Here is a 17,078-nt window from a genome sequence, read left to right as displayed (position 1 = left end):
TGGGAAGCAGTCAGGCTTCGGTTGAGTGTCAGGTTGTCGCTAAGTCACGAAGCTCTGCCGCCCGCGGCGTGGGCGCCGCTTCACCGAACAGGCGGGCGGCGAGGTCGACCATCAGGTCGGCGCTGCTGCCGTGGCGATCGAGAATGGGGTTGAGCTCGACCAGGTCGAGCGAGCCGACGCGGCCGCTGCGGTGCAGCATGTCCATCACCAACTGACCCTCCGCGAGCGTCAGCCCGCCGGGCACGGTGGTGCCGACACCGGGGGCCAGGCTGGGATCCATGGCATCGACATCGAGCGACAGATGCAGGTGGCCGTTGGCGGCCTCCACACGATCGAGGAAACGACGCAGCGGCGTGGCGACCCCGGCGATCCGGATGGCGTCCATGTCCACCACCTCGACGCCGCGCGCATCGATCAGTTGTGCTTCCTCGCAGTCGAGCGCGCGGGCGCCGAGGATCATGACATTGGCGGGATCGACACGCGCAAACCAGGCATCGTCATTGGCAAAGCCCGGCTCGCCGCAGAGGCGGGCCAGCGACATGCCGTGGATGTTGCCGGTCTCGGTGGTGGCCCAGGTGTTGAAGTCGCCATGGGCGTCGAACCACAAGACGAACAATGGCCGGCCCGCATCGCGGCAATGCCGGGCGACACCTGCGACCGAACCCATCGAGATCGAGTGATCACCACCGAGAAACACCGGCCGCGCCCCGTTCTCGAGGCTGCGGTAGCCGGCCTCGCTGGCGCCCGCGGCCAGCGCCTCAATTTCCGCAGCGGCCGTAAGCCGGCGATCGACATTGATATCGCCGAGGTCGGCTACGGCATAGCCGAGGCTCGCGAGGCGCTCTGCCAGGCCAGCCGCACGCAGGTCGTCCGGTCCGAGAGCGGCGCCGCTGCAGGACGCACCGGCATCGGTCGGCACGCCGACCAAGTCGATACGGTTGCCGGCAGAGGGGCGGCGGGCGCGGGCGTCGTGGAGCATCTCGGTTTCCTCGATTGCGATCTTCCCACTATGTGAGGTCGGAGTGCTGCTGACGAAAAGCCGAAGAAGTGATAAGAATGTGCAGTCCAATGCGCAAAATGGTGGCCAAGGATGACGAATAGTACACCTGGTCTCGATGACCTCGACTACCGCCTGATCGCGCTGCTGCGCACCGACGGGCGGATGCCGGTCGCCAAGCTCGCGGCGCAGCTCAATGTCTCACGCGCTACGGTGACGGCAAGGATGGCGCGGCTGGAGCATTCCGGCGCAATCGCCGGCTACACTGTGGTGGTGCAGGCGCAGGGGCGGGTGGACGCCGTGCGCGCCATCACCATGGTCGAGGTCGACGGCAAGAACTCCGAGCAGATCATCCGCCGCCTCGCCGGTTTCCCCGAGATCCGCGGGCTCTACACCACCAATGGCCGCTGGGACGTGGTGGCCGAGATCGAGACGCCGACATTGCGCGAGTTCGACGAACTGCTGCGCAAGGTTCGCCAGATCGACGGCATCGCCAATACCGAGACGAGCATCCTGTTGGGAGCGCGGAAGGAGCTCGGCTAGATCCTCCCAAAAGCCGTGTCGCCCCGGCTCGCACCGAGGCGACGACAATAAGAGGCTCGGTGCGCGGACCGGCCCTACCTGATCGTCAGCGGCGCCAGCGCACGGCTGAGGCTGGCTTCGCCCATCCCGAAGGTCGTCGCGTTGTAGTTGAGCAGCGTATCCTTGCGCGCCGTATTCAGCAGCTGGTTGGTGATCTGGGTCGGTGTCGCCGTGGTGAACTTGCTGCCCAGGATCGAGGCGTAGCCCGAAATGATCGGCGCGGCGAACGACGTGCCGGCGAGGCCGGTCTTGCTGCTCTCGACCCCGACCACCAGGAAGTGGCTCTGCACCGCTGTGTTGGTGCCGGCCTTGTTCGAGTAGGAGGCGAGGCTGGCGGGCTTTGCCACCGTGCCGTTGCTGGTGAGCGCCCCGACATAGATAGCCGACGGTGCGCCGACCAGCGCAAGGTTGAGGAAGTCCTTGTTGCCGGCTGCGTTGGTTGACCCGATGGCGATGCCATCATTGCCCGCGGCTTTGACCGTTACCGCCCTGCCGTACTTGGCATAACTGATGATCGAGGATTCCTGCGCACTCCATCCCAGCTGGCCGAGGCTGTAGGTGCCCTTGGCATACATGCCGTAGCTGAGGTTGAGCACGTTGAGGCCGCTCGCCAGCGGGACCGTGGTGCCGGAATAAAAGCTCTGCGATTTGATGGTCGCGAGCGGCGCGATCATGCTGGCTTCGAGTCGGGTCCATTCGCCGTGCCGGTAGAGCAGCGACCCGGTTCCGAGGTTGCCGGTGAACTTCGATCCGCTGCTGAAATCGTCGACGATGGTGATGGTGGTCCTCTGGCCTTTGTAGCCCTTGGTCCACGCGTCGGCGATGTCGGGGCTCATCCAGCTCCTGAGCACCGGTGAGGTGGTCTGGGCGCTGGAGGTGGAAACCCCGCCCAACAGGGCAAGGCCGGCGATGGCTGCGATGACGAGAGACTTGAGACGGGAAGTCATGGCGTGCACTCCTGGACGCTAGAAACTGGCGCTGTAGCTGAGCGAAATGTGGAGCCGGTTCGGTTCGGCATGGGCGAGGTACTGCAGCGTCTCCTCCGGGGCGAGGACCGTTGCGGCGAGCCGGCAGTTGACGGTCTGGACGCCGCCGATCTCGCCGTAGTCGCCCTCGCAGGGCTGCTCGTTGAGGTCACCCCAGGCGACCGCGCGCACGGTAAGCGAGAGCACTGAGTTGGCGGCCGGATGAGCCTGGGCGACGAAGCCGATGCGAAGGCTGGGATCGACCGTGTATTTCTCGCCCCGCTCGCCGGTGCTGAAGCCCCAGAGCAGGCCGAAATCATCACCGAACTGGGTCAACAGGTCGACGCGGGTATCCGGCCAGTCGCTGTGATACCAGTCGCCGAACGACACCGGGGTGCCGTCGGCAAGCTCGTAGCCCGACACCCGGCTGTTCACCGAGGCGTCGTACCACCCGTCGGCAAGGCTTGCCGCGGTTGCGGACAGCTCCGAGTCCTGCGCCATATCGATCAGGTGGACGGCGACGCCTTGCTCCTGGGCGAGCGTGGGCGAGGACCATGCCGTGAGCAGCACAAGGGCGAGAAGCAGACCGGCGGCGATGCCGCCCTGCCAGTGTTCCTGCCCGTGCAGGTCGTTTCGCCGATCAACCTCAGGGAGCGTTCTGCCCATGAGATGGCCCCATTATCGAGCCGCCAATAGAACGCAGTTTCGCTAAGGAAGTGTTCGGAACCAGAACTAAATAAGTGTAATCAGCCGGCGTGGCCGAGTGCGTGGGGCAGTTCCGCCGCCACGACATCGAGCTCCTCCGGCCGTCCAGCGCTGATGCGGATGTGGCGGTCGAGCCCCGGCGCCATCGGCTTGCGAACGAACACGCCGCGCGCCTCCAGTGCCTTCAGCACCCGCATGGCATAGTCGCCGTCGCGGCCGCAATCGACGGCGACGAAGTTGGTGGCGGAGGGCACAGCGCTGAGGCCGTTCTCAGCCGCGATGCCGTAGATGCGCTCTCGTCCGCTGGCGACTTTCGCCACCACGCTGGTCAGCCATGCTTGGTCCGCCAGTGCCGCCATCGCTGCCACCTGGCTCAGCCGGGTAACACCGAAGTGGTTGCGCACCTTGTCGAAGGCTTTGATGAAGCTTGCTTCGCCGATGGCGTAGCCGACCCGCATGCCGGCAAGCCCATAGGCCTTGGAGAAGGTGCGGGTGCGGATCAGGTTGGGGCGGGCGATGTCGAGGGCAGGCAGGGTGCCCGCCGGCGCGGTCTCGCAATAGGCCTCGTCGAGCAGGATCAGTGTCTCTTCCGGGACCTCGGCGACGAAGCGTTCGATCTCCGCAGCGCTCCACCAGGTGCCCATCGGATTATCTGGGTTGGAGAGATAGATTACCTTGGCCCGCTCGCGCCGCGCCGCCCTGGCGAGAGCGCCCAGGTCCTCGTGGTGACCGGCATAAGGCACCGCGACGATCCGGCCACCGAACCCGGTCACGTGATAGTTGAAGGTCGGATAGGCGCCGAGCGATGTGACTGCGACATTTCCGGGCTCGGTAATCAGCCGGGCGATCAACCCGTGCAGCCCGTCAATGCCTTCGCCAACTGCGACATTGGCCGCGGGGATGTCGAGATGCGCGGCGAGCGCTGCCTTCAGCTCATGCACCTCCGGATCGCCATACATCCATACCCCACCTGCTGCCGCCGCGATCGCCTCGATCACCTTCGGTGAGGGCCCAAAGCCGCTCTCGTTGGCGCCGACCCGTGCCCGGAACGGCACACCGGTCCGCCGCTCCAGTGCTTCGGGACCGGTGAACGGCACGGTGGAGGGCAGGGACTGGGCAAGGGGGGTAAGGATGGGGCGCATGGTGCGGCGAACTTAGAGCGAGATCAGGAAAAGTTGCAGACTTTTCCGGTTCGATCTCGCGACCAAACAGGGACGTGGAGCTGGAGTGCGATTCGAAGAAGCGCAATCCGGCTCCGTCCTGCCCGGAGCGCGCTGCAACTCCATCCATTCGCACCACGTATCTCAATGGTTACATCGCCAAGCCGCACGTTAGTTTGTGTTGTGCGTGACGCGGGCGCGGGACAATCATCGAGGCAATCAGAACCTTCGGGGTGAACTTTCATGATCAAGAACAAGCTGGCGCTCGCGGTGGCAATCGTGGGTGCGCTGGGGATGACCGGCGCGCAGGGCGCCGAGACGGCGACCGCCATCTTCGCCGGCGGTTGCTTCTGGTCGATCGAGAGCGATTTCGACCATGCGCCGGGCGTCATCTCCACCACCTCGGGCTATATCGGCGGGCACGTCGACAACCCGAGCTACGAGCAGGTGGTCACCGAAACCACCGGGCATCGCGAGGCAGTGAAGATCGTCTATGACCCCAGTGTCACCAGCTACGACAAGCTCGTCGACACCTTCTTCCACCTGATCGATCCGATCGAGACGCGTGGCCAGTTCTGCGATTACGGCGAGAGCTACACCACGGCGATCTACGCCGGCACCGATGCCGAGCTGAAGGTCGCCGAGGCCGGCAAGGAAGCGACTGCCGCAGCGCTCGGCAAGCCCGTGGCGACCATCGTCGCGATGGCCCCGACCTTCTGGCCGGCCGAGGCCTATCACCAGGATTTCTGGAAGGGCAGCGAGATGCTGCAGAACGGCTTAACCCGCGCCCAGCACTACGCCCGCTACCGCGTCGGCTGCGGCAAGAATGGCCAGGTCGAAGCCATCTGGGGCAAGGACGCGTTCAAGGGGCTCGACGGGCACGCGTGAGGCCTGACGTCCAGCGGCACCACAAACGGGGGTCATCCCGCGAAAGCGCATTCGCGCTAAGTTACGGTTGTGCCCCACCCACCGGGTCATTCCCGCGAAAGCGGGAACCTCTGTTTTCTTGGCCTTTGCACGTTCGCAAACGGAGTTCCCCGCTTTCGCGGGGATGACACCGAGCTGCAGAGGCTCGGTTCGCATACCCAACGTCACCCGCTTTCGCGGGGATGACCCGGTGCGTGGACTGACGTAGCACCAGCTCCCTTACGTCAGATCCGGCGTCCGCTCACCAGCGCTCTGTGTATGCGGGTCGGCGGCCAGTTCCACCTGCGCCTGCTCGTCGTCGGCGGTGAGCATCTTGTTGATCGCGAGCTTGGCCTTTTCGGTCAGGTCGCGCAGCGTCGGCAGGTATTCGGGCGTCGGCACCCAGGCGCGCAGCTGCAGCATGATCTTGTCGCCGACAAAACTCTCGACATGCACCGTCGGCGGCGGATCGACCTGCACGCGCTTATCCGAGGTGGCGATCTTCAACATCGTCCGGCGCGCCGCCGCGACATTGATCGAATCCGGCACGGTGATGTTCACGTCGATTCGCCGGCGCGGCTCGCGGCTGTGATTGGTGATCGCCGAGGACCAGAGCTTTTGATTCGGCGTGAAGATGTAGAGCCCGCTGGTCGAGCGGAGCCGCGTGCCGAACAGGCCGATCTCCACCACCACGCCGGCCACCCCATCGCCGACGATGTATTCGCCGATGGCGATGGGCCGCAGCCACACCAGCATGATTCCCGCCGCGATATTGGCGAGGGTGCCTTGCAGCGCCAATGCGATGGCAAGGCCGGCGGCGCCGATCACCGCGTAGATCGAGGTGCTCGAGACGCCGAGGAAACTCAGCGCCGTAACGATCGAGAAGATGATGATGCCGTAGCGGGTGACCTGCGCCAGCAGCGGGGCAAAATTCTTGTCGACGCCATAGGCGCGCGGCAACAGGTTGCGCACCATGCGCGACAGCGTGCGCGCCAGGTACCAGCCGGCGATCAGCACGATGAGCGCGCTTAGGAGGGCCACGGAATTGTCCGCAAGCCACCTGAGCGGCAGAGAGATGGCTTCGGTCGCGTCGGTGGGCAGGTCGTTCATCGGCTCTTCGTGGGCTGTTTCGCTGCGGGCGTTAACTTACCAATCTGGCAAAAGCAGGAAAGTCCACAGCAGCGCGAATAGATGCTGGACAAGGTGGGGGACCCCTGATAGTCAGCCGCTCGGACAGGGTGCGTAGCTCAGATGGTAGAGCAGCTGACTCTTAATCAGCGGGTCCACGGTTCGAGTCCGTGCGCACCCACCAAGTCCTCCTAAAGCTTTGAAATGGCGGCCGGAACAGGCATTGACCTCGTTCTGGGCCCTGGACCGATGCGGCCTTCGCCGTTCGACGTTGAAGCCGCGATCCACGTTGTCGAATCGGTACTCAAGCGCCGCGTTCGGCTGGTGGGGAGCCGGCGATTGCCGGCCTACAAAGCGCCACGGGCGTGAATTGATCTAATGGCGCTCTTCACAAGGCTCGCCGCGCCGCTTACATAGCCCCACCACCCTTGCTCACGGAGATAACCCGGAATGCCCTTCGGCCTTGATGCTTCGGCTTTTGCGGCATTCTTTCAGGTTATCATGATCGATCTGGTGCTCGCTGGCGACAACGCGGTCGTCATCGGGCTCGCGGCAGCCGGGCTGCCGGCCGATCTCCGTCGTAAAGCCATCCTTATCGGCATCATCGCTGCGACGATCCTGCGCATCTGTTTTGCGCTGATCACTACCCAGCTGCTGGCGCTCGGCGGCGGCCTGCTCATCGCGGGCGGTCTGCTCCTGCTCTGGGTATGCTGGAAAATGTATCGCGAGCTGTCGGTCTCGCACGAGGACGAACACAACGCCACCGAGGCGCTGGCGGATGCAGACCTCAACGCCGACGGTACCGTCTCGGGCAAGAAGAAGAAGTCGCTGAAGGCGGCGGTCTGGCAGATCATCATCGCCGACGTCTCGATGTCGCTCGATAACGTGCTGGCGGTGGCCGGCGCGGCGCAGCACCACGAAGTGGCGCTGATCTTCGGCCTCGGCCTCTCGGTGCTGCTGATGGGCGTCGCGGCGACCCTGGTTGCGGGCCTCTTGCACAAGTACCGCTGGATCGCCTGGCTTGGCCTCGTGATCATCCTCTATGTGGCGGTGAAGATGCTGTACGAGGGCGCTGACCAGCTGCTCGGCCACACGCTGCCGATGATCCCGCTGATCAAGGGCGCGCCTCCCGTTCCGGTGGTGCACTAACTCCCACGTAACCACGGCCCGAGTTTCCTCGCATTGCGAGGCGGGCCGTAGGGATTTCCTCACGCGAGAGACGATAGCGTCCGGCAGGTTCTCTGCCGGATTTCGTCCATGTCGCTTGCCGCCCTTTCGCTCAGTCCCGTTGCGCAGTTTGCCGTCCCGTCACGACCGGTCGCTTCCAGCTTCGCCATGAACCTGGTCGAACCGGAAGCCTGGGACGATGCGATCGCCGATTTCGAAGGCGTCTGCCAGGAGCAGCTTGCGACCTTCGCGCGGGCCCGCTGGCCGGGCGTCGCACTCGAGCCGCAGCTGTTCACGCTGGCCGGCGAGGTGGTCGGCGGCTGCCTGATTATGGTGCAGCCGCTGCCACTCGGGCTCGGCTCGATCGCCCTGGCCAAATGGGCGCCGATGCTGCGCCATACCGACACGGCCGACGCCAACGCCATCTACGCCCGCATGGTCGCAGCGCTGTCCGAGGAATATGCGGTCGGTCGCCGGATGATGCTCTCGGTGCTGCCGCGTGCGGCGCTAGGCGCCGCCAACGCCGAATACGAACAGCTGCTTGCCCGCGGTTTTCGTCAGGGCGCCAGGCTGCTGTTCCCGGATCGCTACATCGTCAACCTCAGGCTGAGCGACGCCGAGCAGCGTCAAAGCTTTCACCAGAAATGGCGCTATCACCTCAACAAGGCCGAGAAAGCCGGGCTGAGCTTCGAGCACACCGGAGCTGAACGGCGGGCCGAGTTCGACGCGCTCTACGAGCAGATGGTCGACCGCAAGAAGTTTCCCGACCATTCGGCTTACGGCACCGTGCCGGCGCTGCTGGCGATGGACAACCCGACCTTGAGGCCCGAGCTGTTCTTCGTCAGGCGGGCCGGTGAGATCGTCGCCGGGGCGATCATCTTCAAGGCCGGCGATCGGGCGGTCTACCTCTATGGCGCCACCAGCGCCGCGGCGCTCGAACTGCGCGCCGGCTATTTTCTCCACTGGCACATCATCCGCTGGCTGCGCGACCATACCGCCGCCCGTTGGTACGACCTCGGCGGCACCGATGGCTTCCAGGGGCTGCACCAGTTCAAGAAGGGCATGGTCGGCGAGCGCGGCGTTATCACGCCGGTGCCGCCCGTCGCCAACTATGCCGCGCACTGGTGGCCGCGCCTCGTCGGCGAAGGCGCCTTCGCCGGCCGGGAGATTGCACACGCGCTCGGCCGCTATGTCGATCGGCTGCGGCCTGATCGCGCCAAGCCGGACCAGCGGCGGAGCGCCGAATGAGCCTCCGGCAGCGCCTCGTTTCACAATCGAGCGTGATCTTCGGTGCCCGGCTGTTCGGCGCCGGCGTGATCTTCCTGGCCCAGGCGGCCATCGCCCGCTTCTGGGGCGCCGATATCCTCGGCGAATACCTCCTGATCATCGCCACGGTGAACATCGTCGCTGTGGTGATGCCGCTCGGCTTCGAGACCATCGGCACCTACTTCGCCGCCGAGTATCGCTCGAAGGGTGAGGGCCGGCTGCTGCGTGGCTTCATGCTGCGCGCTTACGGCCACGTCGCGGTGACCTCGCTGGTGCTGCTGTTCCTGGGCTATCCCCTGGCCGGGCTGTTCGGCGAGCCGGGCAGGGTGCTCATCGCCCACTGGCTGCCGGCTTGCCTGATGGCGCTCGCCACCGCCGTGGTCTACTGCAACAGCGCGTTGCTGGTCGGGCTGAAGCGTCCATTCGCCGGCTTCTTCGCCGACACCATCTTTCGCCCGCTGCTCATCGTCCTCTGCTTCGCGCTCGCCGCGATGGCGGGCAATGCGGAAGCGAAGTTCGCCGAGTTGATCTGGCTCCTCGCCATCGGTTTTGCCGTGATTGCCGCCGCCCAGTTCGCCTGGGTGCTGCGCGCTGTCCGGCAGGTGCCTGAAGCTATGGCCGCTACTGCAGCCGAGCAGAAGCGCTGGTGGCGCTTCGCGCTGCCATGGGTGGTCATCGCGCTCGCCACCGACTTCTTCTTCGACATCGACCTCTTGCTCCTGTCCCACTTCCTCGATCGCGAAAGCCTCGCGGTGTTCGGCGTCTGCACCCGGGTGTTCTCGTTGGTGGCATTCGGCGTCTCGGCCGTATACGCGGTGACACTGCCCGAGATGTTCGAGCGCAACGCCGCAGCCGACCGGGCGGGCTTCATGAAGCAGATCGGTGAGGCCAACCTCGTCGCCTGCGCCATTTCGGTGGCACTGTTCGCCATCGTGGTGCTGACCGGGCCGTTGCTGCTGATGCTGTTCGGGCCGGAGTTCCAGGTCGGCGTCGTGCCGCTCGCCGTGCTCTGTCTCGCCCTCTGCGTGCGTTCACTGTTCGGCCCCGCGGCGCTGGTGCTGTCGATCCACGACCGGCCCTACGCGACGCTGCCGGCCATCGGGCTCGGCATGGGTGTGCTGGTTGGGGCTAATATCCTGCTGGTGCCGGCGCATGGGCTGATGGGTGCTGCGGTGGCAGCGCTGGCGGCCCAGACCTTCTGGTCGGCGGCGATGTGGCTGACGGCGAAGCGGATGGCCGGGATCGACGTTTCGATAGGCCCGCGGCTCCAGGAGCTCCTGGCGGCCCGGCGGGTGAAGGACGTCTAGCGTTTGTGGGCGTTTGGCCGCGCCCTCACCGCCCCAGCAGCATATCCACCCGCGCCTTGAACCTGGCGATGCGGCCCATGCTCATCCCCGAGTCATAGTCCTCGGTGACCTTGGTGTAGAACTTCTCCATCACCACGTAATCCTGCCCGAATATCTGCTGGCGCAGCAGCGCCGCCTGCTCGTAGCCGTAACGGCGGAGCAGGGCGAGGGCGACTTCGTTCTCCGGCCGTACCCAGGTGAAGGCCTTGTGGAACTTGCCGTTGTCCCAGTGTTCGTCGAACACCCGCATACCGTAAATACCGAGCCGGCTCTGCCGGTGCGACGGAAAGATCCAGCTCCAGTAGCGGAAGATCGAGCCGGTCTCCGGCCCGGAAACGAGACCGCCGCCGGGCACGCCGTCCTGCGTCAGGATGATGACGTGGAAGGGGTCGACGCGCTGCAGCGCCCGCAGGAACCCCTTGGTCAGGCGGCTCTTCTCGTGCTCTTTGAAGCGTTCCGAATAGTGCGGCGACTCGTCGATCACCGCCATCAGCTCGGCATGGATCATGTCGAGTTCATCCGGTCGCGCGGCGTGATAGCCGAGTTCGGGCATCGAAGCCTCCAAATGGTATTGCCGGCATTGTCACCTGAAACCGCCGAGAAAGCGTTTACGGCGAGGGTTTCCGAACGGTTTCAGCGCTTTCCACTAGGCCGAAAGGCGGCAAGTGGTCTGCTTGCCCGACCTTCAGGGCTTGGTTAGAACGGTTCGCAAAATCGGAGGACTATCGATGAGCGAGAGTTTGGTGTTCGCCCCCAGCGCGGCGGCGGTTGCCCGGACACGGACCACGGCGGCGCAGTACGAGGAGATGTACGCCCGCTCGCTGAGCGATCCGGATGGCTTCTGGAAAGAGCAGTCCCAGCGCATCGACTGGATCAAGGCCCCGACCAGGATCAAGAACACCAGCTACACCTACCCCGACATCTCGATCAAATGGTTCGAGGACGGGGTGTTGAACATCTCCGCTAACTGCGTCGATCGCCACCTCGCGACCCGCGCCGATGAGACCGCCATCATCTGGGAAGGCGATATCCCCGGCACCGACGACAAGGTCACTTACCGCCAGTTGCACGAGCGGCTCGGCCGCTTCGCCAATGTGCTGAAGGCCAATGGCGTCAAGAAGGGCGACCGCGTCACCATCTACATGCCGATGATCATCGACACCGCGGTGGCGATGCTGGCCTGCGCCCGCATCGGCGCGGTGCACTCGGTGATCTTCGGCGGCTTCTCGCCTGACTCGATCGCCGGCCGCATCAACGACTGCGATTCGAGGATCGTGCTGACGGCCGATGAAGGCCGCCGCGGCGGCAAGACCATTCCGCTGAAGAAGAACGTCGACGAGGCGCTGCTGAAGACCCCGGGTGTCGAGCGCGTCATCGTGGTCAAGAACACCGGCAACGCGGTGGCGATGCAAGCGGGCCGCGACGTCTGGTACGCCGACGAGGCCGCCAAGGTTTCGGCCGATTGCGCGCCCGAGCCGATGAACGCCGAGGACCCGCTGTTTATCCTCTACACTTCCGGCTCCACCGGTAAGCCCAAGGGCGTGCTGCATACCACCGGCGGCTACATCGTCTGGGCCTCGCTGACCCACGAGCGCGTCTTCGACTACCAGCCGGGCGAAATCTACTGGTGCACCGCCGACGTCGGCTGGGTCACCGGCCACAGCTACATCGTCTATGGGCCGCTCGCCAACGGTGCGACCACGCTGATGTTCGAGGGCATTCCGAGCTATCCCGATGCCGGCCGCTGCTGGCAGGTGGTGGAAAAGCACAAGGTCAACATCTTCTACACCGCGCCCACCGCCATCCGCGCGCTGATGGGCGCCGGCGCCGAGATCCCCGACAAATATGCCATGCCGTCGCTGCGGCTGCTCGGGGGGGGGGAGCCGATCAACCCGGAAGCCTGGCTCTGGTACCACAAGCATGTCGGCAAGGAGCGCTGCGAGATTGTCGACACCTGGTGGCAGACCGAAACCGGCGGCATCCTGATTTCGGCGCTGCCCGGCGCCATTGCCGCCAAGCCCGGTTCGGCCACCAAACCGTTCTTCGGCATCAAGCCGATCGTGCTGTCGCCTGAGGGCAAGCTCCAGGAGCAGACCAAGGCGGAAGGTGTGCTCTGCATTGCCGACAGCTGGCCGGGGCAGATGCGCACCGTTTATGGCGACCACGCGCGCTTCGTTTCGACCTATTTCGAGACCTACAAGGGCTACTACTTCACCGGCGACGGCTGCCGCCGCGACGAGGACGGCTACTACTGGATCACCGGCCGCGTCGATGACGTGCTCAACGTCTCCGGCCACCGCATCGGCACCGCCGAGGTGGAGAGCGCGCTGGTGGCGCATCCCAAGGTCGCCGAGGCGGCCGTGGTCGGCTACCCGCACGACATCAAGGGGCAGGGCATCTATTGCTATGTGACGCTGATGGCCGGCGAGAAGGGCGACGACGCGCTGAAGACCGAGCTCCGGAACTGGGTGCGCAAGGAAATCGGCGCCATCGCTTCGCCCGACCTGATGCAGTTCGCGCCCGGCCTGCCCAAGACCCGCTCGGGCAAGATTATGCGCCGCATCCTGCGCAAAATCGCCGAGAACGACTACGGCGCGCTCGGCGATACCACGACGCTCGCCGATCCGGGCGTGGTGACGGACCTGATCGAGAACCGTCAAAACCGCTGAGGCTGGAGCGTGGGGCCACCCCCCACCCTTGATCCCTCCCCACAAGGGGGAGGGAGACGCTCGAACCGAGATCGTGCGGTTATCGCCTCCCTCCCCCTTGTGGGGAGGGAATGAGGGTGGGGGTGGCCCCATGCTCAGCTCCATCGGGGTTTCGCCGCATTCTCTTGCCAGAAGCCAGTTCCCGATTTCTCCGAGACCCTCATTCATGCGCCTCGCCACGATGCTTCTCGCGACGCTTCTTCCCCTTGCTGCCTCACCTGCCTTGGCCCAGTCGCTCGAGCAGATGGCGGGGCAGATGATCGTCGTCGGGTTTGTTGGCAACGGCGTCGACGACAAGGGGGTGGCGGCGCTGAGGGCCGAGATCGCAGCAGGCGATATCGGCGGGGTCATGTATCTGAAGACCAATGTCGCGAGCCGCAAGGCGGTGGAAGCGATGAATACGGCGTTCCGCGAAGCAGCTCCAGCCGGGTTGCCGCCATTCATCACCCTCGACCAGGAAGGCGGGCTGGTCGAGCGGCTCGATAGTGCCGCCGGCTTCAAGGAAATTCCGGACGCCGCCTCGGTCGCGGCCAAGAACACGCCGGCCGAGGCCCGCGCCATCTATGATGGGTTGGCGCAAGGCGTCGCCGCCTGGGGCTTCAACGTCAATTTCGCGCCGGTGGTCGACCTGTCGGTCAACCCGAACAACCAGGTGATCGCCAAGTACGGCCGCGCCTTCGGCAAGGACGGCAAAGTGGTGGCTGAGTACGCCGCCGAGGTGATCGCCGCCCACCACGCGGCCGGCCTGCTGACCTCGCTGAAGCACTTCCCTGGCCACGGCTCATCCACGGCAGACAGCCACGAGGGCTTTGTCGACATCACCAAGACCTGGAAGGACAGCGAACTCGAGCCCTATCGCGAGCTGATCTCAGGCGGCTACGAGGACATGGTGATGATCGGTCACCTGATCGACACCAATGTCGATCCCTCCGGCATGCCGTCGAGCCTCTCCAAGCCCTGGATCGAGGACAAGCTGCGCGGCGAGCTCGGCTTCAAGGGCGTGGTGATCACCGACGATCTCGAGATGGGCGCCATCCGCGACCACTTCAGTCTCAAGGAGACCGTGGTCAACGCGGTGCGGGCCGGCGTCGACGTGCTGCTGTTCTCCAATACCGCCTACCAGCGCGCCACGCTGGGCGACGAGGTCCGCGCCATTCTCCTCGCCGAGGCCGAGGCCGATCCGGTGTTCAAGGCGCGCGTCGAAGAAAGTTTTGCGCGCATCGTGGCGCTGAAATCGCGCCTCGGAGCCGACAATGTCCAAGCTCAGTAAGGCTGAGGTCATCGCGTCGCTTGGGCTCGGCGGCCATTTCGAGGGCGGTTATTTCCGCGAGACCTTCCGCCCGACGCATCGTGAGAAGCTCGAAACGGCGCGCGGCCGGCGCGGCACCATGACCAGCATCTACTACATGCTGACCGACGATTCCCCGGTGGACCACTTCCACACCAAGCACTCGGATGGCATCCAGTTCCACCATTTCGGCGCGCCGCTGACCTATCACATGATCCACCCCGATGGCCGCTACGAAGCGGTGGTGCTGGGGCCGGACCTGGCCGCCGGACAGGTGCCGAGCCTGGCTGTCGCCGGCGGCGTCTGGAAAGCGGCTGAGCTGCCGGCAGGCGAGTACGGGCTGGTCAGCGAGGTGGTAGCGCCGGGCTGGGAGATGGAGGACATGATCCTCGTCACCCGCGCCGAGCTTCTGGCCCGTTTCCCGCAGCATGCCCAAGTGATCACCCGGCTGACCCCGGCGCCGTAACGGCGTCGCGGGGTTGTCGCGGCGGTGCTGCTTCATCTATGAGGGCCGGAGTTTTCCCCACCTGAGCCGGGGCGGGCGTCGAAAGCGCTCCCGTCCCATAGCTCAAATGGGCTAAACTTCGGATCGCGGAGCGCTATCAGGAAAAGTTGCAGACTTTTCCGGTTCGATAGCGTGACAATCAAATACCCCGATTATCTCGCCGATCGATCGGCGGGATAATCTGCAGGCGAGAGGTTTTGGCATGAGCGAAGAGGGCAGGGAGGTGCGGCGGGTACGTGCGCTGTTCATCTCCGATGTGCATCTCGGCATGCGTCCCACTCGCATCACCCAGTTGATCGACTTCCTGCGCTGGCACGAAGCCGAGACGATCTACCTCGTCGGCGACATCGTCGATGGCTGGCGGCTCGCCAAGGCCTGGCACTGGCCGGCGGAGTATCACCAGCTGGTCGAGATCTTTCTCGACAAGGCGCTGGCCGGCACGCGCATCGTGGTGCTGCCCGGCAATCATGACGAATTCCTGCGCGAGTATCTCGGCACCTATTTCGGCGAGGTCGAGTTCGTCGATCGTACCGTGCACACCACGGCGCAGGGCAAGACCTACGTGGTCATGCACGGCGACCAGTTCGACGTCGTCGTCGCCCACGCCAAGTGGCTGGCGCATGTCGGCGACTGGGCCTATCGCGCTGCGCTCCGGCTCAACATCGCCGTCAACTGGGTGCGCCGCCGCATGGGCCTGACCTACTGGTCGCTCTCGGCCTGGGCAAAGCACAAGGTGAAGAACGCCGTCAGCGTCATCGGTCGTTTCGAGGAAGCGCTGACGCTCGAGGCCCGCGAAAGCGGCGCCGACGGCGTCATCTGCGGCCACATCCACTACGCCGACATGCACGAGCGGCTGGGCATCCACTACGTCAACACCGGCGACTGGGTGGAGAGCTGCACCGCCGTCGCCGAGACGCATGAAGGCGTGCTGGAGCTGGTCCGCTGGACCGAGACCCCGCTGCCGCGCAAGCCACGCCGGCTGCGGCTCAGGCGTGCGCCGGCGGTGCCCGGGCAGTGATCAACCGATAGAGACGGCCCCCTCCCATCCTCCCCCATGAAGGGGGAGGTGCCTCGCCGGTTCGCTTGGTACGATCGAGGCCAGAGCCTCGACTCTTCACCTCCCCCTTCATGGGGGAGGCTGGGAGGGGGCCGTCTGTGACAGTTGGCACTTGTCCGTCATCCCACCGTCACACCCCATTCGCAGCCCTGTCACCCGACTCCCGTAAACCCCACGCATCGCTTGCCGATGGGTGGGTCCGATGCGCAAGGTACTGATCGTCACCGATGCCTGGTTGCCGCAGACCAATGGGGTGGTGCGCTGCCTCGAAGCGGTCGGCCGGGAGTTGATGGGGCGGGGCCACGAGGTCAGCTACCTCACCCCCGAGGGGTTCTGGACGTTCCCGATGCCGACCTATCCGGAGATCCGGTTGTCGCTGGTAACCCCGATGACCATTGGGCAAGTCATTGCCCGCGAGGCACCGGACCACATCCACATCGCCACCGAAGGCCCGTTGGGCCTGCTCGCCCGCTTCGTCTGCCTCGAGCAGGGGCTGGCCTTCACCACCAGCTACCACACCCGCTTCCCTGAATATGTCGCGGCCCGCATGCCGATCCCGACCGAGTGGACCTATGGTTTCCTGCGCTGGTTCCATGGCCCGGCCGCCGCAACGCTGGTGCCGACCGCCTCGATGCAGGAAGAGCTCGCCGCGCGCCAGTTCGGCCACGTCCGGCTCTGGACCCGCGGCGTCGACCACTCGCGCTTCTCGCCAGGCCCCAAGAGTGAGTTTTCCGATCTGCCCGGCCCGCACCTGCTCTATGTCGGCCGCGTTGCGGTGGAAAAGAACGTCGAGGCGTTCCTCAAGCTCGATGTCCCCGGCACCAAGATCATCGTCGGCGACGGCCCGGCCCGCGCCGAGCTCGCGGCGCGCTATCCCGAAGCCGTATTCCTCGGCCTGAGGACCGGCGAGGAGTTGTCCCGGCTCTATCGTTCGGCCGACGTCTTCGTGTTCCCCAGCCGCACCGACACCTTCGGCAACGTCATGATCGAGGCGTTGGCGTCCGGCGTCCCGGTCGCCGCGTACCCGGTCACCGGCCCGCGCGACATCCTCACCGACCCAGCCTGTGGCGCCCTCGACGAGGATCTCGGCTTCGCCGTCATCCGCGCCCTCACGCTCAGCCGCGAAGCGGCGCGCACCCACGCCCTCGGCTTCACCTGGGCCCATTGCGCCGACCTATTCCTCGAGGCGCTGGTGCCGGTCCGCGATACAGCGGCGAAGGCCGCATGATCTCCGTCACGTAACGCCTGATAACGCCGAGCCCGTTGATCTTTCCGCGCCCGCTCTGCACTGTCCGCCG

General features: G+C 65.3%; 16 protein-coding genes and 1 tRNA gene. 11 read left to right on the top strand and 6 right to left on the bottom strand.

Features of this window, described 5'->3' with window-relative positions:
- Window positions 1-28: 28 nt before the first annotated feature.
- Entirely contained in the window at window positions 29-979 is a 951-nt protein-coding gene (rocF, locus tag ASC68_RS10125) for an arginase (RefSeq protein ID WP_055878360.1), read from the bottom strand.
- Between the two features lie 111 nt (window positions 980-1,090).
- On the opposite strand from rocF, the gene ASC68_RS10120 reads away from it, so the two are divergent.
- Complete coding sequence (locus ASC68_RS10120; RefSeq protein WP_055878359.1) at window positions 1,091-1,540, top strand: Lrp/AsnC family transcriptional regulator; 450 nt, start codon at window positions 1,091-1,093, stop codon at window positions 1,538-1,540.
- A gap of 74 nt (window positions 1,541-1,614) precedes the next feature.
- On the opposite strand, the gene ASC68_RS10115 is transcribed toward ASC68_RS10120, so the two are convergent.
- The 3 genes from ASC68_RS10115 to ASC68_RS10105 all read right to left on the bottom strand — a co-directional run bounded on the left by ASC68_RS10115 (window position 1,615) and on the right by ASC68_RS10105 (window position 4,391).
- Entirely contained in the window at window positions 1,615-2,526 is a 912-nt protein-coding gene (locus tag ASC68_RS10115) for a S8/S53 family peptidase (protein WP_082528051.1), read from the bottom strand.
- 18 nt (window positions 2,527-2,544) lie between these two features.
- On the bottom strand, window positions 2,545-3,210 hold the full coding sequence (locus ASC68_RS10110; RefSeq protein ID WP_055878357.1) for a hypothetical protein: 666 nt from the start codon (window positions 3,208-3,210) through the stop codon (window positions 2,545-2,547).
- Window positions 3,211-3,290: 80 nt separating this feature from the next.
- A complete protein-coding gene (locus ASC68_RS10105) occupies window positions 3,291-4,391 on the bottom strand; it encodes a pyridoxal phosphate-dependent aminotransferase (RefSeq protein ID WP_055878355.1) in 1,101 nt (366 codons plus the stop codon).
- Between the two features lie 261 nt (window positions 4,392-4,652).
- On the opposite strand from ASC68_RS10105, the gene msrA reads away from it, so the two are divergent.
- Entirely contained in the window at window positions 4,653-5,297 is a 645-nt protein-coding gene (msrA, locus tag ASC68_RS10100) for a peptide-methionine (S)-S-oxide reductase MsrA (protein ID WP_055878353.1), read from the top strand.
- A 258-nt stretch (window positions 5,298-5,555) separates the two neighbouring features.
- On the opposite strand, the gene ASC68_RS10095 is transcribed toward msrA, so the two are convergent.
- Entirely contained in the window at window positions 5,556-6,425 is an 870-nt protein-coding gene (locus ASC68_RS10095) for a mechanosensitive ion channel domain-containing protein (protein ID WP_055878351.1), read from the bottom strand.
- A gap of 126 nt (window positions 6,426-6,551) precedes the next feature.
- On the opposite strand from ASC68_RS10095, the gene ASC68_RS10090 reads away from it, so the two are divergent.
- The 4 genes from ASC68_RS10090 (at window position 6,552) to ASC68_RS10075 (ending at window position 10,183) form a co-directional block, all read left to right on the top strand.
- Window positions 6,552-6,627 (top strand) — tRNA-Lys (locus tag ASC68_RS10090).
- Window positions 6,628-6,893: 266 nt separating this feature from the next.
- Entirely contained in the window at window positions 6,894-7,592 is a 699-nt protein-coding gene (locus ASC68_RS10085; RefSeq protein WP_055878350.1) for a TerC family protein, read from the top strand.
- Between the two features lie 108 nt (window positions 7,593-7,700).
- A complete protein-coding gene (locus tag ASC68_RS10080; protein WP_055878348.1) occupies window positions 7,701-8,858 on the top strand; it encodes a GNAT family N-acetyltransferase in 1,158 nt (385 codons plus the stop codon).
- Window positions 8,855-10,183 (top strand): polysaccharide biosynthesis C-terminal domain-containing protein, encoded by a 1,329-nt coding sequence (locus tag ASC68_RS10075; RefSeq protein ID WP_055878346.1) that lies wholly within the window; start codon window positions 8,855-8,857, stop codon window positions 10,181-10,183. Before ASC68_RS10080 ends, ASC68_RS10075 begins: the two co-directional genes overlap by 4 nt.
- Window positions 10,184-10,208: 25 nt before the next feature.
- On the opposite strand, the gene ASC68_RS10070 is transcribed toward ASC68_RS10075, so the two are convergent.
- Entirely contained in the window at window positions 10,209-10,775 is a 567-nt protein-coding gene (locus ASC68_RS10070; RefSeq protein ID WP_055878345.1) for a hypothetical protein, read from the bottom strand.
- 175 nt (window positions 10,776-10,950) lie between these two features.
- On the opposite strand from ASC68_RS10070, the gene acs reads away from it, so the two are divergent.
- The 5 genes from acs (at window position 10,951) to ASC68_RS10045 (ending at window position 17,008) form a co-directional block, all read left to right on the top strand.
- Window positions 10,951-12,891, top strand: a complete 1,941-nt coding sequence (acs, locus tag ASC68_RS10065; protein ID WP_055878343.1) for an acetate--CoA ligase — start codon at window positions 10,951-10,953, stop codon at window positions 12,889-12,891.
- 205 nt (window positions 12,892-13,096) lie between these two features.
- Window positions 13,097-14,200, top strand: coding sequence for a glycoside hydrolase family 3 N-terminal domain-containing protein (locus ASC68_RS10060; RefSeq protein WP_055878341.1), 1,104 nt, complete (start codon window positions 13,097-13,099; stop codon window positions 14,198-14,200).
- Window positions 14,184-14,684: a cupin domain-containing protein gene (locus ASC68_RS10055; protein WP_055878340.1), complete on the top strand. Its 501-nt coding sequence runs from the start codon at window positions 14,184-14,186 to the stop codon at window positions 14,682-14,684. Before ASC68_RS10060 ends, ASC68_RS10055 begins: the two co-directional genes overlap by 17 nt.
- 241 nt (window positions 14,685-14,925) lie before the next feature.
- On the top strand, window positions 14,926-15,741 hold the full coding sequence (locus tag ASC68_RS10050) for a UDP-2,3-diacylglucosamine diphosphatase (RefSeq protein ID WP_055878338.1): 816 nt from the start codon (window positions 14,926-14,928) through the stop codon (window positions 15,739-15,741).
- Window positions 15,742-15,982: 241 nt separating this feature from the next.
- Window positions 15,983-17,008: a glycosyltransferase family 1 protein gene (locus ASC68_RS10045; protein ID WP_055878337.1), complete on the top strand. Its 1,026-nt coding sequence runs from the start codon at window positions 15,983-15,985 to the stop codon at window positions 17,006-17,008.
- Window positions 17,009-17,078: the final 70 nt, after the last annotated feature.

The sequence above is a fragment of the Devosia sp. Root105 genome (assembly GCF_001424865.1).
GTDB lineage: Bacteria > Pseudomonadota > Alphaproteobacteria > Rhizobiales > Devosiaceae > Devosia_A.
Note: the sequence above shows the minus strand (reverse complement) of the source record. Positions and strands in the feature narration are given on the sequence as shown.

What these genes read in the sequence shown, in the direction of transcription:
- ASC68_RS10060 (WP_055878341.1), top strand. Translation starts at nt 13,097, where the DNA reads ATGCGCCTCGCCACGATGCTTCTCGCGACGCTTCTTCCCCTTGCTGCC.
- msrA (WP_055878353.1), top strand. Translation starts at nt 4,653, where the DNA reads ATGATCAAGAACAAGCTGGCGCTCGCGGTGGCAATCGTGGGTGCGCTG.
- ASC68_RS10045 (WP_055878337.1), top strand. Translation starts at nt 15,983, where the DNA reads ATGCGCAAGGTACTGATCGTCACCGATGCCTGGTTGCCGCAGACCAAT.
- ASC68_RS10080 (WP_055878348.1), top strand. Translation starts at nt 7,701, where the DNA reads ATGTCGCTTGCCGCCCTTTCGCTCAGTCCCGTTGCGCAGTTTGCCGTC.
- rocF (WP_055878360.1), bottom strand. Translation starts at nt 979, where the DNA reads ATGCTCCACGACGCCCGCGCCCGCCGCCCCTCTGCCGGCAACCGTATC.
- ASC68_RS10050 (WP_055878338.1), top strand. Translation starts at nt 14,926, where the DNA reads ATGAGCGAAGAGGGCAGGGAGGTGCGGCGGGTACGTGCGCTGTTCATC.
- ASC68_RS10120 (WP_055878359.1), top strand. Translation starts at nt 1,091, where the DNA reads ATGACGAATAGTACACCTGGTCTCGATGACCTCGACTACCGCCTGATC.
- ASC68_RS10055 (WP_055878340.1), top strand. Translation starts at nt 14,184, where the DNA reads ATGTCCAAGCTCAGTAAGGCTGAGGTCATCGCGTCGCTTGGGCTCGGC.
- ASC68_RS10070 (WP_055878345.1), bottom strand. Translation starts at nt 10,775, where the DNA reads ATGCCCGAACTCGGCTATCACGCCGCGCGACCGGATGAACTCGACATG.
- ASC68_RS10085 (WP_055878350.1), top strand. Translation starts at nt 6,894, where the DNA reads ATGCCCTTCGGCCTTGATGCTTCGGCTTTTGCGGCATTCTTTCAGGTT.
- acs (WP_055878343.1), top strand. Translation starts at nt 10,951, where the DNA reads ATGAGCGAGAGTTTGGTGTTCGCCCCCAGCGCGGCGGCGGTTGCCCGG.
- ASC68_RS10095 (WP_055878351.1), bottom strand. Translation starts at nt 6,425, where the DNA reads ATGAACGACCTGCCCACCGACGCGACCGAAGCCATCTCTCTGCCGCTC.
- ASC68_RS10105 (WP_055878355.1), bottom strand. Translation starts at nt 4,391, where the DNA reads ATGCGCCCCATCCTTACCCCCCTTGCCCAGTCCCTGCCCTCCACCGTG.
- ASC68_RS10115 (WP_082528051.1), bottom strand. Translation starts at nt 2,526, where the DNA reads ATGACTTCCCGTCTCAAGTCTCTCGTCATCGCAGCCATCGCCGGCCTT.
- ASC68_RS10075 (WP_055878346.1), top strand. Translation starts at nt 8,855, where the DNA reads ATGAGCCTCCGGCAGCGCCTCGTTTCACAATCGAGCGTGATCTTCGGT.
- ASC68_RS10110 (WP_055878357.1), bottom strand. Translation starts at nt 3,210, where the DNA reads ATGGGCAGAACGCTCCCTGAGGTTGATCGGCGAAACGACCTGCACGGG.